Annotated in this window: 22 protein-coding genes and 1 tRNA gene; 18 read left to right on the forward strand and 5 right to left on the reverse strand. The window is 35.7% G+C overall.

Features of this window, described 5'->3' with window-relative positions; genetic code table 11:
* Positions 1-2: 2 nt before the first annotated feature.
* The 9 genes from acpS (at position 3) to KTB61_RS02535 (ending at position 7,366) form a co-directional block, all read left to right on the forward strand.
* Positions 3-365: a holo-ACP synthase gene (gene acpS, locus KTB61_RS02495; protein ID WP_075758849.1), complete on the forward strand. Its 363-nt coding sequence runs from the start codon at positions 3-5 to the stop codon at positions 363-365.
* The gene (locus KTB61_RS02500) at positions 362-1,876 is read left to right on the forward strand and encodes an NAD(P)H-hydrate dehydratase (protein WP_216696723.1); all 1,515 of its coding nucleotides are present in this window, start codon (positions 362-364) and stop codon (positions 1,874-1,876) included. The genes acpS and KTB61_RS02500 overlap by 4 nt, the downstream gene beginning before the upstream one ends.
* Positions 1,821-2,981, forward strand: coding sequence for an alanine racemase (gene alr, locus KTB61_RS02505; RefSeq protein ID WP_075758846.1), 1,161 nt, complete (start codon positions 1,821-1,823; stop codon positions 2,979-2,981). Before KTB61_RS02500 ends, alr begins: the two co-directional genes overlap by 56 nt.
* Before the next feature lie 128 nt (positions 2,982-3,109).
* Positions 3,110-3,457, forward strand: coding sequence for a type II toxin-antitoxin system PemK/MazF family toxin (locus tag KTB61_RS02510; protein WP_075758844.1), 348 nt, complete (start codon positions 3,110-3,112; stop codon positions 3,455-3,457).
* A gap of 104 nt (positions 3,458-3,561) precedes the next feature.
* Positions 3,562-4,515, forward strand: a complete 954-nt coding sequence (locus KTB61_RS02515; protein ID WP_075758843.1) for a transporter associated domain-containing protein — start codon at positions 3,562-3,564, stop codon at positions 4,513-4,515.
* Positions 4,499-5,227 carry a YebC/PmpR family DNA-binding transcriptional regulator gene (locus KTB61_RS02520; RefSeq protein WP_075758841.1) on the forward strand — a complete coding sequence of 243 codons (729 nt, stop codon included), beginning with the start codon at positions 4,499-4,501 and terminating at the stop codon, positions 5,225-5,227. The genes KTB61_RS02515 and KTB61_RS02520 overlap by 17 nt, the downstream gene beginning before the upstream one ends.
* A gap of 530 nt (positions 5,228-5,757) precedes the next feature.
* Positions 5,758-6,462: a zinc metallopeptidase gene (locus KTB61_RS02525; RefSeq protein WP_075758839.1), complete on the forward strand. Its 705-nt coding sequence runs from the start codon at positions 5,758-5,760 to the stop codon at positions 6,460-6,462.
* A gap of 145 nt (positions 6,463-6,607) precedes the next feature.
* Entirely contained in the window at positions 6,608-7,267 is a 660-nt protein-coding gene (locus tag KTB61_RS02530) for a ribonuclease H1 domain-containing protein (protein WP_075758837.1), read from the forward strand.
* Positions 7,268-7,293: 26 nt separating this feature from the next.
* Positions 7,294-7,366 (forward strand) — tRNA-Arg (locus KTB61_RS02535).
* A gap of 41 nt (positions 7,367-7,407) precedes the next feature.
* Here KTB61_RS02535 and KTB61_RS02540 read toward each other — a convergent pair.
* From KTB61_RS02540 to KTB61_RS02555, 4 genes are all read right to left on the reverse strand, one after another.
* Positions 7,408-7,914: a DUF6512 family protein gene (locus KTB61_RS02540; RefSeq protein ID WP_216696724.1), complete on the reverse strand. Its 507-nt coding sequence runs from the start codon at positions 7,912-7,914 to the stop codon at positions 7,408-7,410.
* Positions 7,915-8,236: 322 nt separating this feature from the next.
* Positions 8,237-8,413: a DUF6774 domain-containing protein gene (locus KTB61_RS02545; RefSeq protein ID WP_216696725.1), complete on the reverse strand. Its 177-nt coding sequence runs from the start codon at positions 8,411-8,413 to the stop codon at positions 8,237-8,239.
* A gap of 144 nt (positions 8,414-8,557) precedes the next feature.
* Positions 8,558-8,911: a YmaF family protein gene (locus tag KTB61_RS02550; RefSeq protein ID WP_216696726.1), complete on the reverse strand. Its 354-nt coding sequence runs from the start codon at positions 8,909-8,911 to the stop codon at positions 8,558-8,560.
* 137 nt (positions 8,912-9,048) lie between these two features.
* Positions 9,049-9,204: a hypothetical protein gene (locus KTB61_RS02555; protein ID WP_216696727.1), complete on the reverse strand. Its 156-nt coding sequence runs from the start codon at positions 9,202-9,204 to the stop codon at positions 9,049-9,051.
* A gap of 190 nt (positions 9,205-9,394) precedes the next feature.
* Here KTB61_RS02555 and KTB61_RS02560 point away from each other — a divergent pair, with 190 nt between their 5' ends.
* Positions 9,395-9,808, forward strand: a complete 414-nt coding sequence (locus KTB61_RS02560) for an acyl-CoA thioesterase (protein ID WP_075758832.1) — start codon at positions 9,395-9,397, stop codon at positions 9,806-9,808.
* Here KTB61_RS02560 and rlmH read toward each other — a convergent pair.
* A complete protein-coding gene (gene rlmH, locus KTB61_RS02565; RefSeq protein ID WP_075758830.1) occupies positions 9,794-10,240 on the reverse strand; it encodes a 23S rRNA (pseudouridine(1915)-N(3))-methyltransferase RlmH in 447 nt (148 codons plus the stop codon). The genes KTB61_RS02560 and rlmH overlap by 15 nt on opposite strands.
* A gap of 168 nt (positions 10,241-10,408) precedes the next feature.
* Here rlmH and KTB61_RS02570 point away from each other — a divergent pair, with 168 nt between their 5' ends.
* From KTB61_RS02570 to hemZ, 8 genes are all read left to right on the forward strand, one after another.
* Entirely contained in the window at positions 10,409-11,056 is a 648-nt protein-coding gene (locus KTB61_RS02570) for a hypothetical protein (RefSeq protein ID WP_143249359.1), read from the forward strand.
* A gap of 2 nt (positions 11,057-11,058) precedes the next feature.
* On the forward strand, positions 11,059-11,460 hold the full coding sequence (locus KTB61_RS02575) for a 23S rRNA (pseudouridine(1915)-N(3))-methyltransferase RlmH (protein ID WP_075758829.1): 402 nt from the start codon (positions 11,059-11,061) through the stop codon (positions 11,458-11,460).
* Positions 11,461-11,470: 10 nt separating this feature from the next.
* Entirely contained in the window at positions 11,471-12,355 is an 885-nt protein-coding gene (locus tag KTB61_RS02580; RefSeq protein ID WP_075758827.1) for a DUF2156 domain-containing protein, read from the forward strand.
* A 99-nt stretch (positions 12,356-12,454) separates the two neighbouring features.
* Entirely contained in the window at positions 12,455-13,381 is a 927-nt protein-coding gene (gene pyrB / locus KTB61_RS02585) for an aspartate carbamoyltransferase (protein WP_075758826.1), read from the forward strand.
* Positions 13,371-13,793: an aspartate carbamoyltransferase regulatory subunit gene (locus KTB61_RS02590; RefSeq protein WP_075758824.1), complete on the forward strand. Its 423-nt coding sequence runs from the start codon at positions 13,371-13,373 to the stop codon at positions 13,791-13,793. Before pyrB ends, KTB61_RS02590 begins: the two co-directional genes overlap by 11 nt.
* 19 nt (positions 13,794-13,812) lie before the next feature.
* Positions 13,813-16,095, forward strand: coding sequence for a RelA/SpoT family protein (locus tag KTB61_RS02595; RefSeq protein ID WP_075758822.1), 2,283 nt, complete (start codon positions 13,813-13,815; stop codon positions 16,093-16,095).
* A gap of 9 nt (positions 16,096-16,104) precedes the next feature.
* Positions 16,105-16,743 (forward strand): MBL fold metallo-hydrolase, encoded by a 639-nt coding sequence (locus KTB61_RS02600; RefSeq protein WP_216696728.1) that lies wholly within the window; start codon positions 16,105-16,107, stop codon positions 16,741-16,743.
* A gap of 4 nt (positions 16,744-16,747) precedes the next feature.
* A complete protein-coding gene (gene hemZ, locus KTB61_RS02605) occupies positions 16,748-18,193 on the forward strand; it encodes a coproporphyrinogen dehydrogenase HemZ (RefSeq protein WP_075758820.1) in 1,446 nt (481 codons plus the stop codon).
* Positions 18,194-18,196 lie beyond the last annotated feature (3 nt).

The raw sequence follows: 18,196 nt of genomic DNA on the forward strand, positions 1-18,196 counted from the left end.
AGATGATTGTCGGGATAGGAACAGATCTGGTAGAAATCAGCAGGATTCAGAAAATGATCTCAAGGCATAAAACTCTGAATCGAATATTTACGACAAATGAATTATCCGATGCAAATAATAATGCTACGACTTTAGCTGGTAATTTTGCTGTAAAGGAAGCCGTTTCCAAAGTATTTGGGACCGGCTTTTTCGGTGTAGAAGCAAATGAGATAGAAGTACTTAGAGATCATAAAGGTAAACCATATGTAAAATTGTATGGACAGGCAGAAAAAATGGCGGAAAATCTTAAAATTGAAAAAATTCATATTTCCATTACAAATACAGGGAAATATACACAGGCATTTGCGATAGGAGAGTGCTTATGAAATATGTTTTGACAAATAAAGAAATGCAGGATATTGATAGAAAAACTATTGATCAAATAGGAATTCCGGGCTTAGTGTTAATGGAGAGAGCTTCAGAGGCTGTGGCAAATGTGGTGAAAGAATATGCGAAAAAAGAAAGTCGTATTTTGATAATTGCAGGTACAGGAAATAATGGAGGAGATGCACTGGCTGCGGCAAGGATTCTCCTTGAACAGAAATATAGGATAGATTTTACTGTTGTTGGAAATGTAGAAAAGGCTTCAAAAGATTTAAAACTGCAACTTTCAATTTTAGAAAATCTAGGATTTTATCCTGTTGATGATGTGAAATATGAAAAATATGATTTTTTGGTTGAAGGAATCTTTGGTGTGGGTCTATCAAGAGAAGTAGGAGGCATTTTCAAAGAGGTAATTCAACAGATTAATCAGTCTGGAAAGAAAGTTATTTCCATTGATATTCCTTCTGGAATCAGCGGAGACAGCGGGAAAGTTCTTGGCTGTGCAGTGAATGCTGATGTAACAGTGACATTTGGAGGATTAAAAAGAGGTCATTTGCTGTATCCGGGCAAAGATTATTGTGGTAATACAAAACTGGTATCTATTGGATTTCATGATCAGACCATACAAGAATATGCAAGTGCCTTTACATTTGCGGATGAAAGGAATATAATGCCGCCGAGGGCCAATGATTCCAATAAAGGAACTTATGGTAAAATCCTTATGATAACAGGTAATGAAACCATGTCAGGAGCAGCGGCTTTTGCAGGAGAAGCTGCTTTAAGAATGGGAGCCGGACTGGTAAAGATTCTTTCTGACGAATCAAACCGAGGAATATTACAAACAAGGCTGCCAGAGTGCCTTTTTGGAACAAGAAACCAGCTGAAAGAATCTTTGGAATGGTGTGACTGTATTTTGTTTGGACCGGGAATCGGGGTATCAGAACAGACCAGAGATATGCTGCAGTATATAATGGAGCATGGGAAAAAGCCATTGATCATCGATGCAGATGGGTTGAATACTATCAGCAGGTATCAAATGGATGTACAATATGAATACGGTCTTATTTTGACACCTCATCTTATGGAAGGTGCCAGACTGTTGTCAAAGCCGCTGGAAGAAATAAAAAAAGATATCTGTCAGGCAGCAGAGGACATTGCCCGAAAGTACCATGGAACGGCTGTGTTAAAAGATGCAGCAACAGTAGTGACAGAAAAATCTCATTTGCTATATATCAATCAAAGTGGAAATCATGGAATGGCAACAGGCGGAAGCGGAGATGTTCTGGCTGGAATGATTGCCGGGCTTCTTGGTTCTGGAATGTCTTCCTATGAGGCAGCCATAAAGGGTGTGTATCTTCATGGACTTGCAGGAAATGCCGCAAGAGATGAAAAGGGTCCATATAGCATGATAGCGTCAGATATTTTAAAACACATAAAAGATGTAACAGGAGGAGAATATGAATCAGTATTACCGGGTGCATGCAGTTATCGATCTGGATGCAATCTGCAATAATATAAACGAAGTAAAAAGAGTAATAGGACCAGATGTAAAAGTTATGCCAGTTATTAAAGCTGACGGATATGGACATGGAGCAGTGCCTATTGCAAAAGCCTTAAATGAAATTGGTGTAGATGCATTTGCAGTTGCCATCATTGAAGAAGGAATTACTCTTAGAAATCATGGAATTAAACAGCCTATCGTAATTTTAGGATATACCTCTGAGTATCAATATGGTGCTTTGATTCAATATGAAATCCAGCCAACGGTATTTTGTTATGAAATGGCAGAATCCTTGTCAAAAATAGCAGTTGCACTGGGAAAAGATGCAAAAGTGCATATTAAACTTGATACTGGAATGAATCGCATTGGATTTAAGCCTACAAAAGAATCTCTGGAAACTGTTATAAAGATCTCTAAGCTTCCTAATATTAAAATTGAAGGTATTTTTACACATTTTGCCTGTGCAGATGAAGAAAATAAGGATTCTGCAAAAAAACAAAAAGCTGAATATGATAAATTTATAGGGTGGCTGGAAGAACAGAATATTGATATTCCGGTTAAACATGTTTCCAACAGCGCTTCCATTATTGATATGGATCAGTGGAGAATGGATATGGTACGTTCAGGTATTATTACCTATGGTTTATATCCGTCAGAAGAAGTGGCTAAGGATGTCTTAAATTTAAAACCGGCTATGTCCTTAAAGACACATATTGTACATGTAAAGGAAGTGGAACCTGGTGAAGGAGTCAGCTATAATCATACGTTTATTACAAAAAGAAAAACAAAGATTGCTACAATTCCAGTTGGATATGCGGATGGATATCCAAGAGCTTTGTCTTCCAAAGGACGGGTTTTGATACATGGACAGTATGCTCCGATTATCGGAAGAATCTGTATGGATCAGTTTATGGTAGATGTAACAGATATTGAAGGAGTATCTGTTATGGATGATGTCACCTTAGTTGGAAATGATGGCGAAAACCATATTTCTGTTGAAGAAGTTGCAAATATGGCAGGATCATTCAACTATGAATTTGTTTGTGGCATAAGTAAGAGAGTACCAAGAGTCTATATTCAGAACGGTGAGATGAAAGAAGCCATTGAATATATGTAAGAATATGTCGATTGGTTCCGGTATTAAAGATTTTTTAAAATCAAAAGTTTTTTTTGAATACTTTTGAAAGAAAAGAGAATACTCTTCATAAAATAATAAAAAGAAAGAAATGGAGAGTGTGATAGCTTATGGTAATTAAGCGAGGAGATATATTTTATGCTGATTTGAGACCTGTTATCGGATCTGAACAAGGTGGAATTCGCCCAGTAATCATTTTGCAGAATGATGCCGGAAACAGGTACAGCCCAACGGTAATTTGCGCAGCCATTACAAGTAAGATGAATAAGGCAAAGCTACCAACTCATGTGCCGCTGGACTGCAGAAGATGTCAGCTGGAAAAGGATTCGGTCATTCTGCTGGAACAAATTCGAACAATAGATAAAAGCAGACTTCGGGAAAAGGTCTGTCACCTGAGCTGTTCTTTTTTGGACCAGGTGGATCGAGCATTACGAATCAGTCTGAGTCTTGATACATAATGTGGGAACATTGACCTTTTTCTGCGAAAATGGTATATTTATCTAAATCTTACTTTTGGTAACCGATACCAAAAATTAATTTTTGCAAGAAGGAGAAAATAATTATGGGAGAAATGAATGCCTCGATGCTATTGATTTTGATACTGGCAGCTGCAGTAATAGGATTTGCACTGGGGTGTATTTTTTGGAAGCAAAAAGACAGTTTAAAAGAACAAAAAAAGAAAGTAAAAGCTTCTGAACAGGAACATGACGAAGAAGAGGATAATGAATTTGAAGAAGAAATCATGAATATTGTCAATGAAGGTCATGAGCAGGGGGCAATTCTGGAAGATGAAGCAAAAATGATAACAAATATTTTTGAATTTGGAGATAAGGATGTCACAGATGTAATGACATCAAGAAAGAAGATTTCAGCAATTGATGTTTCCATGCCTATTGAAAAGGCTTTAAACTATATGATTGATGAACCTTATTCCAGATACCCATTGTATGAAGATGATATTGATAATATCATTGGAGTTTTATATTTAAAAGATGTTATGGATGCATATTTAAATAAAAGAAAAGAAAAGCTTTCTGAGATTGCCAGGGAGCCATTTTATGTGCATCAAACCATGAATTTGTCTGATTTATTCCAGGAAATGCAGACAAAGAAAATTCACATGGCTATTATTATCGATGAATACAGCCAGACCGAAGGAATTGTATCTATGGAGGATATGCTGGAGGTTATTGTAGGAAATATTTTGGATGAGTATGATGTTGAGGATAAGGATATTACCAAGCTTGGATGGGCGGATCTTTATCTTATGCGAGGAAGCACTCGACTGGAAGAAGTTGAAGAATTATTAAATATAGAATTTCATACAGATGATATTGAAACACTAAATGGCTTTTTAATTGATCAGCTGGGACATTTACCAGAAGACAATGAAGAAATAGAAATCATTTACGAAGGATATTCATTCAAATCTGTAGATATCCATGAAAAAATGATTAAACAGGTAAAAGTAGAAAAAAGGAAAAGGAAGGAAGATACAGATGTCAGGACACAGTAAATTTGCAAACATTAAGCACAAAAAAGAAAAAAATGATGCAAAGAAAGGAAAAATCTTTACAGTAATCGGTAGAGAAATTGCTGTTGCAGTAAAAGAAGGAGGACCAGATCCAGATAATAACAGCAGACTTCGTGATGTAATTGCAAAGGCAAAAGCAAATAATATGCCAAATGACACTATCGAACGTGGAATTAAAAAAGCAGCAGGAGATGCTGATTCTGTTAATTATGAACAGATTACATATGAAGGATACGGACCAAGCGGAGTAGCTATTATCGTTGCAACATTAACAGATAATAAAAACCGTACAGCTTCAAACGTTAGAAATGCTTTTACAAAAGGAAATGGAAATGTAGGAACACCAGGATGTGTATCTTATATGTTTGAGAAAAAAGGACAGATCATTATTGACAAAGAAGAATGCGAAATGGAATCAGATGATTTAATGATGATCGCACTGGATGCAGGAGCAGAAGATTTTGTTGAAGAAGAAGACAGTTTTGAAGTATTAACAACACCAGATGATTTCAGCACTGTGCGTGAAGCATTAGAAGCAGAAGGAATTCCGATGGCAGATGCCAATGTAACCATGATTCCAGGAACAATGGTAGAATTAACCAGTGAAGAAGACATCAAAAACATCCAGAAGACACTGGATTTACTTGATGAAGACGATGACGTTCAAGAAGTATATCACAACTGGGACGAGTAATTTTGCGCAAGCAGAACACGAAGTGTTGTATTTGCAGGCAAAATTACGAGGAACCATAATTGATTTCCTGTCTCGGTGTACCGAGCACTGCGAAGCAGGGGAGCGAAGCGAACAGGAAATCAAGAATCGGGGAAGTTAAAAAATTAGCTCATAATCAGGTGTGCTTTGCGCACCTGATTTTTGCATGGTATATCAGATGAGGGATGACTCCCGCCTCTGTAGGCGGTGAGCAACAATTATGTATCAGTGGTGGGTTTCAATTCCCCATCTGATATACGCTCCGCGAGGATGCGCAGGAATTCGGATTGGAAGTATGTCTGCTATGCAGACCCGAATTCCGCGCCAAGACTCGCGAGCGAGTCTTGAATAATTGGAATATCATGAAGATTATTTTTGATATAAATATTTTATGAAAGTATTAAAATTATGATAATATATGAAAGGATTCTAAAATAAGTATAAACTCTATTGATTTAGTTATATACTAACGGTATAATTGCAAAAGAAGTTAAAGAAAGAAGGAAACGATTATGTACTACCCATATGGTTTTTATTTTGATAAAACGTATATTTTAATCATTATTGGTGCTGTTATCTGTATGATTGCATCCTCTAAAATGAATTCAACATTTCGCAGATATTCAAGAGTGAGATGTCATTGTGGATTAACAGGTTCTCAGGCGGCAGAAAGAATATTAAACCAGGCAGGTATTTATGATGTTTCTGTGGAAAGAGTAAGAGGAAATCTTACAGATCATTATGATCCAAGAAGTAAGACTCTTCGTCTTTCAGACGTAACATACGGTTCTGATTCCATTGCTGCTATTGGAGTTGCAGCTCATGAATGTGGTCATGCCATACAGCATCAGAAAGGTTATGTTCCGTTAACGGTTAGAGGTGCATTGGTTCCTATTGTTAATATTGGATCTAATTTGTCATGGGTTTTTATTATTGCAGGAATCTTTTTGAGTATGAATCAGACATTGATTAATGTTGGAATTATTTTATTTTCATTTGCAGTTATTTTTCAGCTGATTACGCTTCCGGTAGAATTTAATGCATCAGGAAGAGCTTTAAAAATTTTAGGTAATACAGGGATTATGTATGGTGAGGAAGTTGATCAGACAAGAAAAGTATTATCAGCGGCAGCATTAACTTATGTGGCAGGAGCAGCATCAGCATTGCTGAGTTTGTTAAGACTGGTACTTCTGTTTGGAGGAAATGACAGGGATTAACAATTAATCTGAAATGGAAAGTAAATTGTGGTAATAATGGAATGGAAAAGTGGATTTGTCCACTGAATTCTCTGTAAAATAAAGCTGTAATGTCATTGGATATTGCAGCTTTCGATTTATTACAGAAAAACAGGATAAGGAAATTATGGGAAAAAAATATTATGCAGTAAAAGCAGGAAGAACTCCTGGGATTTATGAAACATGGGATGAGTGTAAGGCGCAGACATCTGGCTTTAAAGGTGCTCGTTATAAAAGTTTTAAAACTTTGGATGAAGCAAGAGAATTTATGAATATAGATTCTCATAAACAGATGATAATAGATGATGATACTTTAATTGCTTATGTGGATGGGAGTTTTGATCAGACAGTAAAAGCATTTTCCTATGGAATGGTTCTTTTATATAAAGGAAATGAAAAATATTTTGCCGAGAAATATAATGATCAAGATCTTGCAACCATGCGAAATGTAGCTGGAGAAATTAAAGGAGCCCAGTCTGCTATGACATATGCACTGGAGAATGGATTTCAAAAAATTGCTATTTATTATGATTATGAAGGTATTGAGAAATGGTGTATCGGGGAATGGAAAACAAACAAAGAGGGTACACGTGCTTATCGGGAGTTTTATCAGGAAATAGAAAAGAAACTGCAGGTAAAATTTATAAAAGTTAAAGGGCATTCCAATGACAAGTATAATGATATGGCAGATATGTTGGCAAAATCAGCACTGGGTATTGGAGATGGAAGTTTTGTGCCAGGAGAAGGTCCATTGTGGTTAAAGAAAAAGGACTTGCAAAATAATTAGAGTTATTGTAATATAATATAGCTTATGTACCAGTAACTCAGTGGATAGAGTGGCAGCCTCCGAAGCTGTTGGCCGCGGGTTCGACTCCCGCCTGGTGCATTATAAAACCCACGTTTTTACGTGGGTTTTTTATTTTGCCTCTATGTGACAGGAACAGCAAACAAACCGATTTGAGGTGGATGATAGGTAAATGCCATAAAGCATAGCATGACAGCAAATACAACGATGCATAATAGTGAAATACAATACTTTCTTTTATAAGACTTTGTGATTTTATAAATAGAATAAAAAGCAAATATCGAACTTAATGCAAACGTTGTGATGTCCAGAATAAAAAGGTTGTATCCCAGAATTCCGGTATACGTATAAAATATAACTGGAATCAGGAATGTTCCAATTAAAATTCCCAGGGATAAAGAGGCAAAAATACAGGGATAATATTTACTTAGTTTTCTGTACATAAAAAGGGAATAGACTAACATTGGAAAAAATACTAATTTCATGTGTTCCCATGTTGATTCATTTACAGGACAGAAGAAACCTACTATAAAGTTTTTTCCGCTCCAGTCATAAATAAAGTGAGAAAGGGTTCCGGTAATTAAAACAAAAATTATGCCGATAATTGTATACTTTTTTAATTGATTCATAGTAATCACCTCATTTCAGAATATGTAATAAATGTTATTTTATTCATTTAGGGTAAAGTAACCAGGAAATCTGCCATGAAAATTCAGACTGGTGTAATATCCAGATTGTGAAGTAACTGAGTATTTAAAACAACAAAATGGGGAAGAATGTGTTATAAATACAACTTGTTAAATTAAGGAGAAATATATGGTAATCGTAATTGCATTTTTAGCAGGAACATTTTTTGGAGCAACGGCCATTATCTGCTGGGCGTTGTGTGCGGTACAAAAAAATCCTCATCTTTAGATTAAAAAGATTAATAGTAATGAAAGAGGAGACAGATTATGATTCATCCGTCTCCTTAGATTCGCAAAATGCTCTTTGTGCCGATAGAGTTGCAAGGGTATCATCTAGCTGTGCAAAAAATGCTGCCATTAGGTCAATTTCTTCAGAGGTTTTTCCATCGGCAATGGAGCAGGCAAGTGCAGAAATAGCCACAACTAAATTGCAAGATTCCATAAAATCACCTCACTGTGCTGTATGATGAATTAGACTGACATTTTATTTATTTCAGACTAGGCAGTGCTACATACATTACAGCCTGCCGGTGACGATTATATATGTTTACCAGCAGGCTGTACGGATTAAAAGTACCTTGACACTTTAATGTTTTTTGAAATCAATAGGACTTTCAATCAGTGTTGCAACCTGAAATTCATGCTTGTGACCATCTTCTTCTTCCGTAAAATCCTTAAGGAAGTGTATGTGTTTGCCATTACCAACATTAATGGCACCAGAAGTTTTTCCATAAAACTCATGAAAATGTTCATCAGAAAAGTCAGTATGAAATTTAACTTCGTGAAAATGATCACGTTTGTCGTTTGTGTATATGGCTTCTCCAGATACTGTGCAGAATCTATGATTGTGACAGTCATCACATTCATTAAAAATCTTGGTGCTGCCGGTTATTTCATGGACATGTTTCTGTTTTCTGCAGTCATATGGTTTAGTGTACATTGCAAATCTCCTTTTTTTTATGATATGACATAGAAAATAGAAATGTGAGATAAAAGATGATTGTTAAGAAATCTTAAGGAAAAATATAAATGATACAACCGGTTCTGAAATATAATCAAAACCGGTTGAAGATGGAATTATTCACCACCAGGACCATCATGGCGAGGGACTTCATCCGGAATCACATTTGTTGCGTTGGTTTTCTTTGGGAGATCAATTTCCGGGATGCTGTCATCATCATATCCGTCATTGGAAGATGGGTCCACTGGTGGAAGGTTTTTCTTCTTTTCCATATGCATACACTCCTTTCAAGAGTAGTATGTGCAGAGGTGATGAGATTTATTAAGTTAGATTTGAGCTGAGACAGTAAAATGGCAGTTCTGTACAAAATATGCTGGAAAGACTGGACATTAGTCTGCTAAACACATTAAAATAGAATACATGCAATTTTTTAATGATTTATTTTAAAGAGGAGGAATAATTATGGAGCATATTTCAGAGATTCAGGTAAGATATGCGGAAACGGATCAGATGGGAATCGCACATCACAGTAATTATCCCATCTGGTTTGAAGTAGCGCGTACAGATTTTATCAAAGCTGCAGGAATTACATATACGGATGTTGAAAAACAGGGAATTATTACGCCGCTGACCAGTCTTGAATGTCAGTATAAAATAGCTGCATTATATGAAGACTGTCTTCAGATACATGCAAAGCTTACTAGATTAACACCGGTAAGACTGGAATTTTCTTATGAAGTAACACGAGGAAATGACCTGATTGCAACAGGAAAAACAACTCATGGAATGGTGTCTAAAGATTTAAAACCAGTCAATGTAAAAAAAGAACACCCGGAAATTTACCGGATGTTTGAGGCTGCATTAGAGCAGGCTTAACTGTTCAATTAAAATTAAACGCATCAGCTGGTGGGGAAAGGTCATATGACTAAAACTCAGTTTCAGTTTACCACGGGAAATGACTTCTTTTGATAATCCAAGAGAACCTCCAATGATAAAGGTAACGCAGGATATGGAGTCATGTTTTAACTGCTGCCATTTCTGATGGAATTCTTCTGTGGAAAGGGATTTTCCTTCAATACATAATGGAATTACATAACTGTCCGAAGGAATTCTCGAAAGAATGCGTTTTCCTTCGGTTTCTTTTATTTTTAATTCTTCCTTTTCACTGGCATGATCCGGGGTTTTTTCGTCTGGCAGTTCTATAATCTCAAAATCATATTTTTTTTGGATGATTTTAGAGTATGATGTAATAAGGTTTTTTAAATAGGTTTCTTTTAATTTACCTACACAAATAATCTGAAGTTTCATAGTAATCTCCTGGGTTGATTTAAAAATGGTATAATATCTATTATAATCTCTATGTTATATTTTTCTCTGCTTAATGTCAATTTAACTATTTATGTTTGCCTTTATTTTGAAAAATGATATAATATAGAGAAATCTCAGGTGATATTTCCACAGACTGGAGGAATTATTTTGAAATTGAAAAGATCAACTGTTGTTATCATCGTGTTAAGCTGGGTTTTGTTTTTTGTGGCATGTTTTTGCTTGCTTATGAAAATGGACCAGATTCATACAGAAGAGATTACAAATGAAAAAATATTCCAGGAAGGAAATACAAAAGAGAATATTACATTGGAACAAGATACAGAAGAGAAAAAAGAAGATGATTTTGCAGATGTAAAAGCATTTATGAAAGAATACTATCATTATATCCAAAGCGATAATGTCCAAGCATTAAAAAGTATGGTGGAAGATACCAGTCAGCTGCTTCAGAAACAGGAAAGTCTGAGCAAATATGTAGAAGAGTATCAAAATCTTTCATATTATGTGGAACAGGGAGCAGATGAATCTTCTTTTATTGTATATGTTACATATCAGATAAAGATAAAGGATATTGACACTCCTGCACCTGGTATGACACCATATTATCTTGTGAAAAAAGGTGATTCTTTTATGATTTATAATAATGAGGATCATTATACAGACGAGATGATAAATGCCAAAAATAAAAGTCTTAATCATCAGAACGTCAGACAGTTGACGGATAAAATGAATAAGGAATATGAGAGGGCAGTAAAAAAAGACAATAAGCTAAAGGATTTTTTGAAGGAAAGCCAGTAATTATGATGAAATTTAATATTTATATACTTCAGAAAAAAGCAGAACCTGTGTATCAGCAGGCCATGGATGAATATTTAAAAAGGCTGCAGGCATATGGAAATGTTTCTGTAAATTATATAAAGAATGACAAGCAAATGAAGAAGAACGTAGAAAAAGGCGGAAAGAAATTCCTTGTTGTACCAGGGAAAAAAAGTAAAACAAGTCCTGAATTTGCAGAGACAATCAAAGATTTATCCGTACAGGGAGAATCAGAACTTAATTTTTATATTGGAAATATATCTGAGCCATTAGAGCAATTGAACATCTCATCTTTTTCTATGAATACGTCATTAACTGTCGTTGTATTGCTGGAACAGATTTACAGGGCTTACCGCATTATAAACAATCAACCATATCATAAATAAGGAGACCATCATGGAATTTAAGACACCAACGCTGGAAGATAAAAAAGAACTGGATTATTATTTGTTAAAGGATTCGACAAGAAGCTGTGATTTCAATTCTGCAAACATTATTTTATGGAATAGTTTTTATAAATGTCAGTATACGATTATTGAAAACTGTGTTGTAGTAAAAACGGATGAAGAAGGGACATCCTTTTCCTATCCGATGGGAAATGGAGATAAGAAAAAAGCAGTTGAAACTATCATGAAATATTGTAAAGAAAAAGAAATTCCTTTTATTATGCATGGAATTACCCATGAAGCAGAAGAGGAAATGATAGCTATGTTTGGGGATATTTTTAAAGTGGAATATGACCGGGATGAAGCAGATTATATATATGAAAGAGAAAGTCTTGCAACATTGAAAGGGAAAAAACTGCATGGAAAAAGAAATCACATTAACCGGTTTAAGGAAAATCATCAGTGGTCTTATGAAAAACTGAATGATGAGAATCAGCTGGAAGCAATCACGATGTTAATGGAATGGAAAATGCAGAATTGTTCACCGGAAGATGTTGAAAAACATGAAGAAGTATGTGTGTCTAAAAATAGTCTGATCTACTATAAAGAGTTTGGACTGACAGGAGGAATTCTTCGTGCAGATGGTAAAATTGTGGGATTTTCTCTTGGAGAACCGGCATTGAATCCGGACACCTTTGTGGTTCATATAGAAAAAGCTTTTGCAAATGTTCAGGGAGCATATCCTATGATCAATCAGCAGTTCGTTATACACGAAATGGAAGGTTATAAATATGTTAACAGAGAGGAAGATCTTGGTGAAGAAGGTCTTCGTAAAGCAAAGATGTCATATCGACCTGCATATATGCTTGAAAAAGGTTTTTTGAGATTTAAGTAAAGTCTTATTAACATATAATACAAAATAATAAGTAAATTAATTGACACTAAGAGTCTAAAAATGTAGAATTAAATTATAAGCTTTTAGGAGGAAATTGCTATGAGACATTTGATTGATCCAATGGATTTAAGTATGGAAGATATCGATCGCCTGTTAAATCTGGCGGATGATATCTCTGGTAATCCTGAAAAATATCAGGAGGTGTGTAAGCATAAGAAACTTGCTACATTATTCTTTGAACCAAGTACAAGAACAAGATTGAGCTTTGAAGCAGCAATGTTGGAATTAGGCGGTAGCGTACTTGGTTTTTCTTCTGCGGATTCATCTTCAGCAGCAAAAGGGGAAAGTATTGCGGATACTGCCAGAACAGTAGCTTGTTATGCGGATATCATTGCTATGAGACATCCAAAAGAAGGGGCACCATATGTTGCATCACAGTTTGTCGATATACCTATAATTAATGCGGGGGACGGGGGTCATAATCATCCGACACAGACATTAACCGACCTGCTTACAATCCATAGAGAAAAAGGACGTCTGAATAATTTTACCATCGGGTTCTGCGGGGACTTGAAGTTTGGGCGTACAGTTCATTCCTTGATTAAGGCACTATCAAGATATGATAATATTAATTATGTTATGATTTCACCGGAAGAACTTCAGATACCGGAATATCTTAAAAAGGATGTTTTTGAGAAAAAGGGGATTTCCTTCAGGGAAGTTGAGCGTATGGAAGATGTAATGCCAGAACTTGACATTATCTATATGACTAGAGTTCAGAGAGAACGTTTCTTTAATGAAGCAGATTATGTTCGTCTAAAAGATAGTTATATTCTGGATTTGGATAAATTGAAGAATGCAAAAAAAGATTTATCAATTCTTCATCCGTTGCCTCGTGTAAATGAAATATCTGTAAAAGTTGACAGCGATCCTAGAGCATGTTACTTCAGACAGGCATTAAATGGAAAACATGTAAGAATGGCTTTGATTATGGATTTGTTGGGGGTAAGTGTAGATGAACATTGATAGTATAAAAAATGGAATTGTATTAGATCATATTACTGCTGGTCGTGGAATGGAGATTTATAAGAGTCTCGGGTTGGACAAACTTGATTGCAGTATTGCAATTATCAAAAATGTTAAGAGCAGTAAGATGGGAAAGAAAGATATTATTAAAATTTCCGATAATTTTGAAGTTAATTTCGATGTACTTGGATATATTGATCCGGAAGTAACAGTTTGTGTTATTGAAAATGGTGGAGTAAAATCAAAACATAAAGTTGAACTTCCACAGACGATAAAAAATATTGCTAAATGCAAAAATCCAAGATGTATCACATCAATTGAGCAGGAAATCGATCATGTGTTCAAATTAGTCGATAAAGAAAAACAGATTTATCGTTGTATTTATTGTGAGTCAAAATTGAAAAAGAACTAAAAGGCAAAGAGGGTTTTACATGGAACAGGAGAACAAAACAAGCATAAACAGGGTGAAAAAAGACATCAGCAGTCCAAAGAGTTTTACTCCGCCGGAGGAGCTAAAAGAACAGCTGATCTCGACTATGAAGGATATTTATGAAGAAGAAGATGTGGAAAAGGTAAGGGAAGCTTATGATGTGGCATACAAGGCACATGATGGGCAGAAGCGAAAGTCTGGCGAACCATATATCATTCATCCTATTTGTGTTGCCATTATTCTTGCCGAACTTGAACTTGATAAGGAAACAGTTATGGCAGGGCTGCTCCATGATGTTGTAGAAGATACGGAAACCACTTATGAAGATATCGTTAGTCAGTTTGGCGAAGAAGTTGCATTACTGGTTGATGGTGTAACTAAATTGGGACAGTTGAGCTATTCTAAGGATAAAATAGAAGTGCAGGCAGAAAATCTAAGAAAGATGTTTCTGGCTATGGCAAAAGATATCAGGGTCATTCTGATAAAATTGGCTGACCGTCTTCATAATATGCGTACCATGCAGTTTATGCGGCCGGAAAAACAAAAAGAAAAATCCAGAGAGACCATGGACATTTATGCACCAATTGCCCATCGGCTTGGAATTTCCAAAATTAAAGTGGAACTGGATGATTTGTCATTAAGATATTTAAAACCAGATGTATATGAAGAGCTGGAACGTTCACTTAATTCGAGAAAAGAAGAGAGAGAAGCATTTATTAAAGAAATCGTTGAAGAAGTGGGCGGGCATATTGAGAGAGCAGGAATTAAAGCCGAGATTGATGGCCGCGTAAAACATTTTTTTAGTATATATAAAAAAATGGTTAATCAGAAAAAGACTATTGATCAGATTTATGATTTATTTGCGGTAAGAATCAAAGTGGATACGGTAAAAGACTGTTATGCGGCGCTAGGTGTTATTCATGAAATGTATAAGCCGATTCCTGGAAGATTTAAGGATTATATAGCTATGCCGAAGCAGAATATGTATCAATCTTTGCATACTACATTGATTGGACCGGAAGGACATCCTTTTGAAATTCAGATTCGAACTTTTGAGATGCATAGAGTGGCTGAATATGGTATTGCTGCCCACTGGAAATATAAAGAAAATAAAAATACTCCAGGTTTAAATAAAGAAGAAGAAAAATTAAGCTGGCTTCGAGAAGTTTTGGAATGGCAGAGAGATATGGATGACAATAAGGAATTTCTCAGCCTGTTAAAGACAAATCTGGATTTATTTGCAGAACAGGTGTATTGCTTTACACCGAATGGAGATGTGAAGAATCTGGCAAATGGTTCCACACCAATTGATTTTGCATATTCTATTCATAGTGCAGTCGGAAATAAGATGGTTGGAGCCAGAGTAAATGGAAAGCAGGTTCCGTTTGAATATAAACTCCAAAACGGAGATCGGGTAGAGATTATTACATCACAGAATTCAAAGGGACCAAGCAGAGACTGGCTTAACATCGTAAAATCTGCTCAGGCACGAAGTAAAATCAATCAATGGTTTAAACACCAGTTTAAAGAAGAAAATATTATACGAGGCAAAGAACTTCTGGAAAAATATTGTAAAAGTAAAAGTATTAATCTGCCGAAGCTTATGAAGCCTGAGTATATAAAGAAAGTTCAGCTGAAATATGGCTTCAAAGACTGGGATTCTGTTTGCGCCGCAGTGGGCCATGGAGGTCTGAAGGAAGGCCAGGTCATCAATAAGATGCTGGATGAAGACCATAAGATGCAGAAACGTACTATTACAGATGAGCAGGTGTTTGAAAAAACATTGGATTCTTCTTCAGTTGAAAAGGAAAAAGAGGGTAAATCTAAAGGAGGAATTGTTGTAAAAGGCACCCATGATGTAGCAGTGCGTTTCTCCAAATGCTGTAACCCTGTTCCGGGAGATGAGATTGTTGGATTTATTACCAGAGGAAGAGGAATATCCATTCATCGTACTGACTGTGTAAATCTCCTGAGTATGTCTGAGACAGACAGAGCCAGGCTTATTGAAGCGGAATGGCAGGTCAGTGAAGGTGATTCAACACAGACATATACAACAGAAATTAATATTTATGCTAATAATCGAAAAGGACTTCTTGCAGATGTGTCTCGTATTTTCCTTGAGCTTGATATTGATATTATTACGATCAATGTATCAAACAATAAAAAAGGAAGGGCAACTTTAAGTATGTCATTTGATATAACAGGAGTAAGTCAGCTGAATCGGATTATTGCAAAAATCAGAAATATTGAAGGTGTAATAGACATAGAACGAACGGCAGGATAGGTGAAGAAAATGAGCGAACATTTAAAATTGATTAGTGTTTGTCTGGGACAGATGCAGACAAACTGTTATATAATTGAAAATACAGAGACAAAAGAAGCATTTGTTTTTGATCCGGGAGATCAGGGAGACAGAATTATGGATCTTCTGAAAAAGGAAGGAGTTTCTCTGGCAGGAGTATGTCTGACACATGCTCATTTTGATCATATCATGGCTTTGCCATATTTAATGCAGCAAAAAGATGATTTGCCAATTTATATTCATGAGGATGAAGAGGAAATATTAGAAAATCCTGATCTGAATCTTTCATCTATGATGGGGATGAATCTTTCATTTAAGGCAAATCATTTTGTAAAAGATGGAGACAAAATAGAAATTCTTGGTACAAAAGTTACATGTATTCATGTACCGGGACATACTAAAGGTGGAGTGTGTTATTATTTTGAAGATGATGAGTGGCTGATTTCCGGTGATACATTATTCCAGCAAAGTATTGGAAGAACTGATTTTCCTACAGGAGATTTTCAGGCTTTGATTCATGGAATCCGGACAAAATTATTTAAGCTTCCATTTGAGACACAGGTTTTTTCAGGACATACGCCACCAACAACTATTGGAGAGGAAAACAGGAGTAATCCTTTTTTGATATAAGAATATGATTGGATTAATTCAAAACGAAACAATATATGAATATGATTTGAGAAGTTTAATATTGGCTTTTATGTTAGGTGAGAAGATAGAATTAACGGATTCCGTTGATTCTATCTATGATTTTATTCTGAGAGTTTCCTATCAGACAGATGTAACGCATTTGACATTATATAAAAAAGGAATTAAAGTTTCCCGGGAACTGATTCCAGGTGATTATAAAGATAAGAAGTCCTTTAAGAACAGAATTAAAAGAGGAGTATATCTTTTATTGTCAGAAGAATTAAAAAGAGAGCTGCCATGGGGAACACTAACAGGTATTCGTCCAACTAAGATTGTTTTTGACGGCTTTGAACAGGGAAAGTCCCGGAAACAGATCATAGAAAATTTCCAGACAGAATATCTGGCATCACAAGAAAAAGCTTCTTTATGCACAGAAGTAGCTGCAAAGGAACGGAAATTGCTGGAAACTTTTCCATACAAGGATGGATATAGTTTATATGTGGGAATTCCTTTTTGTCCAAGTACCTGTTTGTATTGTTCTTTTACTTCATATCCTGTAAAAACCTTTCAGAGCAGAGTAAATGGATATCTGGAAGCCTTGTTGAAAGAGGCAGCTTTTGTCAAAGAACGATATAAGTGGAAGAAGCTGCAGACAATGTATATTGGAGGAGGTACACCTACTTCACTTTCTGCATCAGAGCTTGACTATTTATTGGACAGGTTAAATAAGTATTTTCCGTTTTCAGAGTTGCTGGAACTGACGGTGGAAGCAGGTCGTCCGGATAGTATTACCAAAGAAAAGCTTCAGGTACTGAAAAGGTATGGAGTAACAAGAATTAGTATCAATCCGCAGACCATGAATGATAAAACATTAAAGCTGATTGGGAGAAATCATTCTGTAAAGGATGTAAAAGAGAAATTTTATCTGGCAAGAGAAGTCGGTTTTCATAATATTAATATGGATATTATTTGCGGGCTGCCAGAGGAAGGAATTGAAGAGCTGGAAACCACCTGTCAGGAAATTAAAAAGTTGGATCCGGAGAGTCTTACAGTACATTCACTAGCGGTAAAACGTACTTCAAAACTGAATCATATGAGAGACGAATATCATTTTGGAGCTACAGAAGAAATGGTTTCATTTGCAAATCATTGTGCCGGAGAAATGAATATGAGTCCTTATTATATGTATCGGCAGAAAAATATTCCAGGTAATTTAGAAAATGTAGGCTTTTCAAAAAAATCAAAAGAATGTTTATACAATATTTTGATTATGGAGGAATTACATGATATTATAGCAATTGGTGCAGGTACTTCATCTAAGATTATCAATCAGAAACTGAATTCAATTTCAAGAATTGAAAATCTGAAAGATGTAATTCGCTATACTGCACGAATTGATGAGATGATTCATAGAAAAGAAGAAAAGATGAACCTCAGACAGGAGTTGTAAGTA

Source organism: Anaerostipes faecalis, assembly GCF_018982945.1.
Classification (GTDB): Bacteria; Bacillota; Clostridia; order Lachnospirales; family Lachnospiraceae; genus Anaerostipes; species Anaerostipes faecalis.

Coding starts and splice junctions, on each gene's coding strand:
- acpS (WP_075758849.1), top strand. CDS start 3: ATGATTGTCGGGATAGGAACAGATCTGGTAGAAATCAGCAGGATTCAG.
- KTB61_RS02500 (WP_216696723.1), top strand. CDS start 362: ATGAAATATGTTTTGACAAATAAAGAAATGCAGGATATTGATAGAAAA.
- alr (WP_075758846.1), top strand. CDS start 1,821: ATGAATCAGTATTACCGGGTGCATGCAGTTATCGATCTGGATGCAATC.
- KTB61_RS02510 (WP_075758844.1), top strand. CDS start 3,110: ATGGTAATTAAGCGAGGAGATATATTTTATGCTGATTTGAGACCTGTT.
- KTB61_RS02515 (WP_075758843.1), top strand. CDS start 3,562: ATGGGAGAAATGAATGCCTCGATGCTATTGATTTTGATACTGGCAGCT.
- KTB61_RS02520 (WP_075758841.1), top strand. CDS start 4,499: ATGTCAGGACACAGTAAATTTGCAAACATTAAGCACAAAAAAGAAAAA.
- KTB61_RS02525 (WP_075758839.1), top strand. CDS start 5,758: ATGTACTACCCATATGGTTTTTATTTTGATAAAACGTATATTTTAATC.
- KTB61_RS02530 (WP_075758837.1), top strand. CDS start 6,608: ATGGGAAAAAAATATTATGCAGTAAAAGCAGGAAGAACTCCTGGGATT.
- KTB61_RS02540 (WP_216696724.1), bottom strand. CDS start 7,914: ATGAATCAATTAAAAAAGTATACAATTATCGGCATAATTTTTGTTTTA.
- KTB61_RS02545 (WP_216696725.1), bottom strand. CDS start 8,413: ATGGAATCTTGCAATTTAGTTGTGGCTATTTCTGCACTTGCCTGCTCC.
- KTB61_RS02550 (WP_216696726.1), bottom strand. CDS start 8,911: ATGTACACTAAACCATATGACTGCAGAAAACAGAAACATGTCCATGAA.
- KTB61_RS02555 (WP_216696727.1), bottom strand. CDS start 9,204: ATGGAAAAGAAGAAAAACCTTCCACCAGTGGACCCATCTTCCAATGAC.
- KTB61_RS02560 (WP_075758832.1), top strand. CDS start 9,395: ATGGAGCATATTTCAGAGATTCAGGTAAGATATGCGGAAACGGATCAG.
- rlmH (WP_075758830.1), bottom strand. CDS start 10,240: ATGAAACTTCAGATTATTTGTGTAGGTAAATTAAAAGAAACCTATTTA.
- KTB61_RS02575 (WP_075758829.1), top strand. CDS start 11,059: ATGATGAAATTTAATATTTATATACTTCAGAAAAAAGCAGAACCTGTG.
- KTB61_RS02580 (WP_075758827.1), top strand. CDS start 11,471: ATGGAATTTAAGACACCAACGCTGGAAGATAAAAAAGAACTGGATTAT.
- pyrB (WP_075758826.1), top strand. CDS start 12,455: ATGAGACATTTGATTGATCCAATGGATTTAAGTATGGAAGATATCGAT.
- KTB61_RS02590 (WP_075758824.1), top strand. CDS start 13,371: ATGAACATTGATAGTATAAAAAATGGAATTGTATTAGATCATATTACT.
- KTB61_RS02595 (WP_075758822.1), top strand. CDS start 13,813: ATGGAACAGGAGAACAAAACAAGCATAAACAGGGTGAAAAAAGACATC.
- KTB61_RS02600 (WP_216696728.1), top strand. CDS start 16,105: ATGAGCGAACATTTAAAATTGATTAGTGTTTGTCTGGGACAGATGCAG.
- hemZ (WP_075758820.1), top strand. CDS start 16,748: ATGATTGGATTAATTCAAAACGAAACAATATATGAATATGATTTGAGA.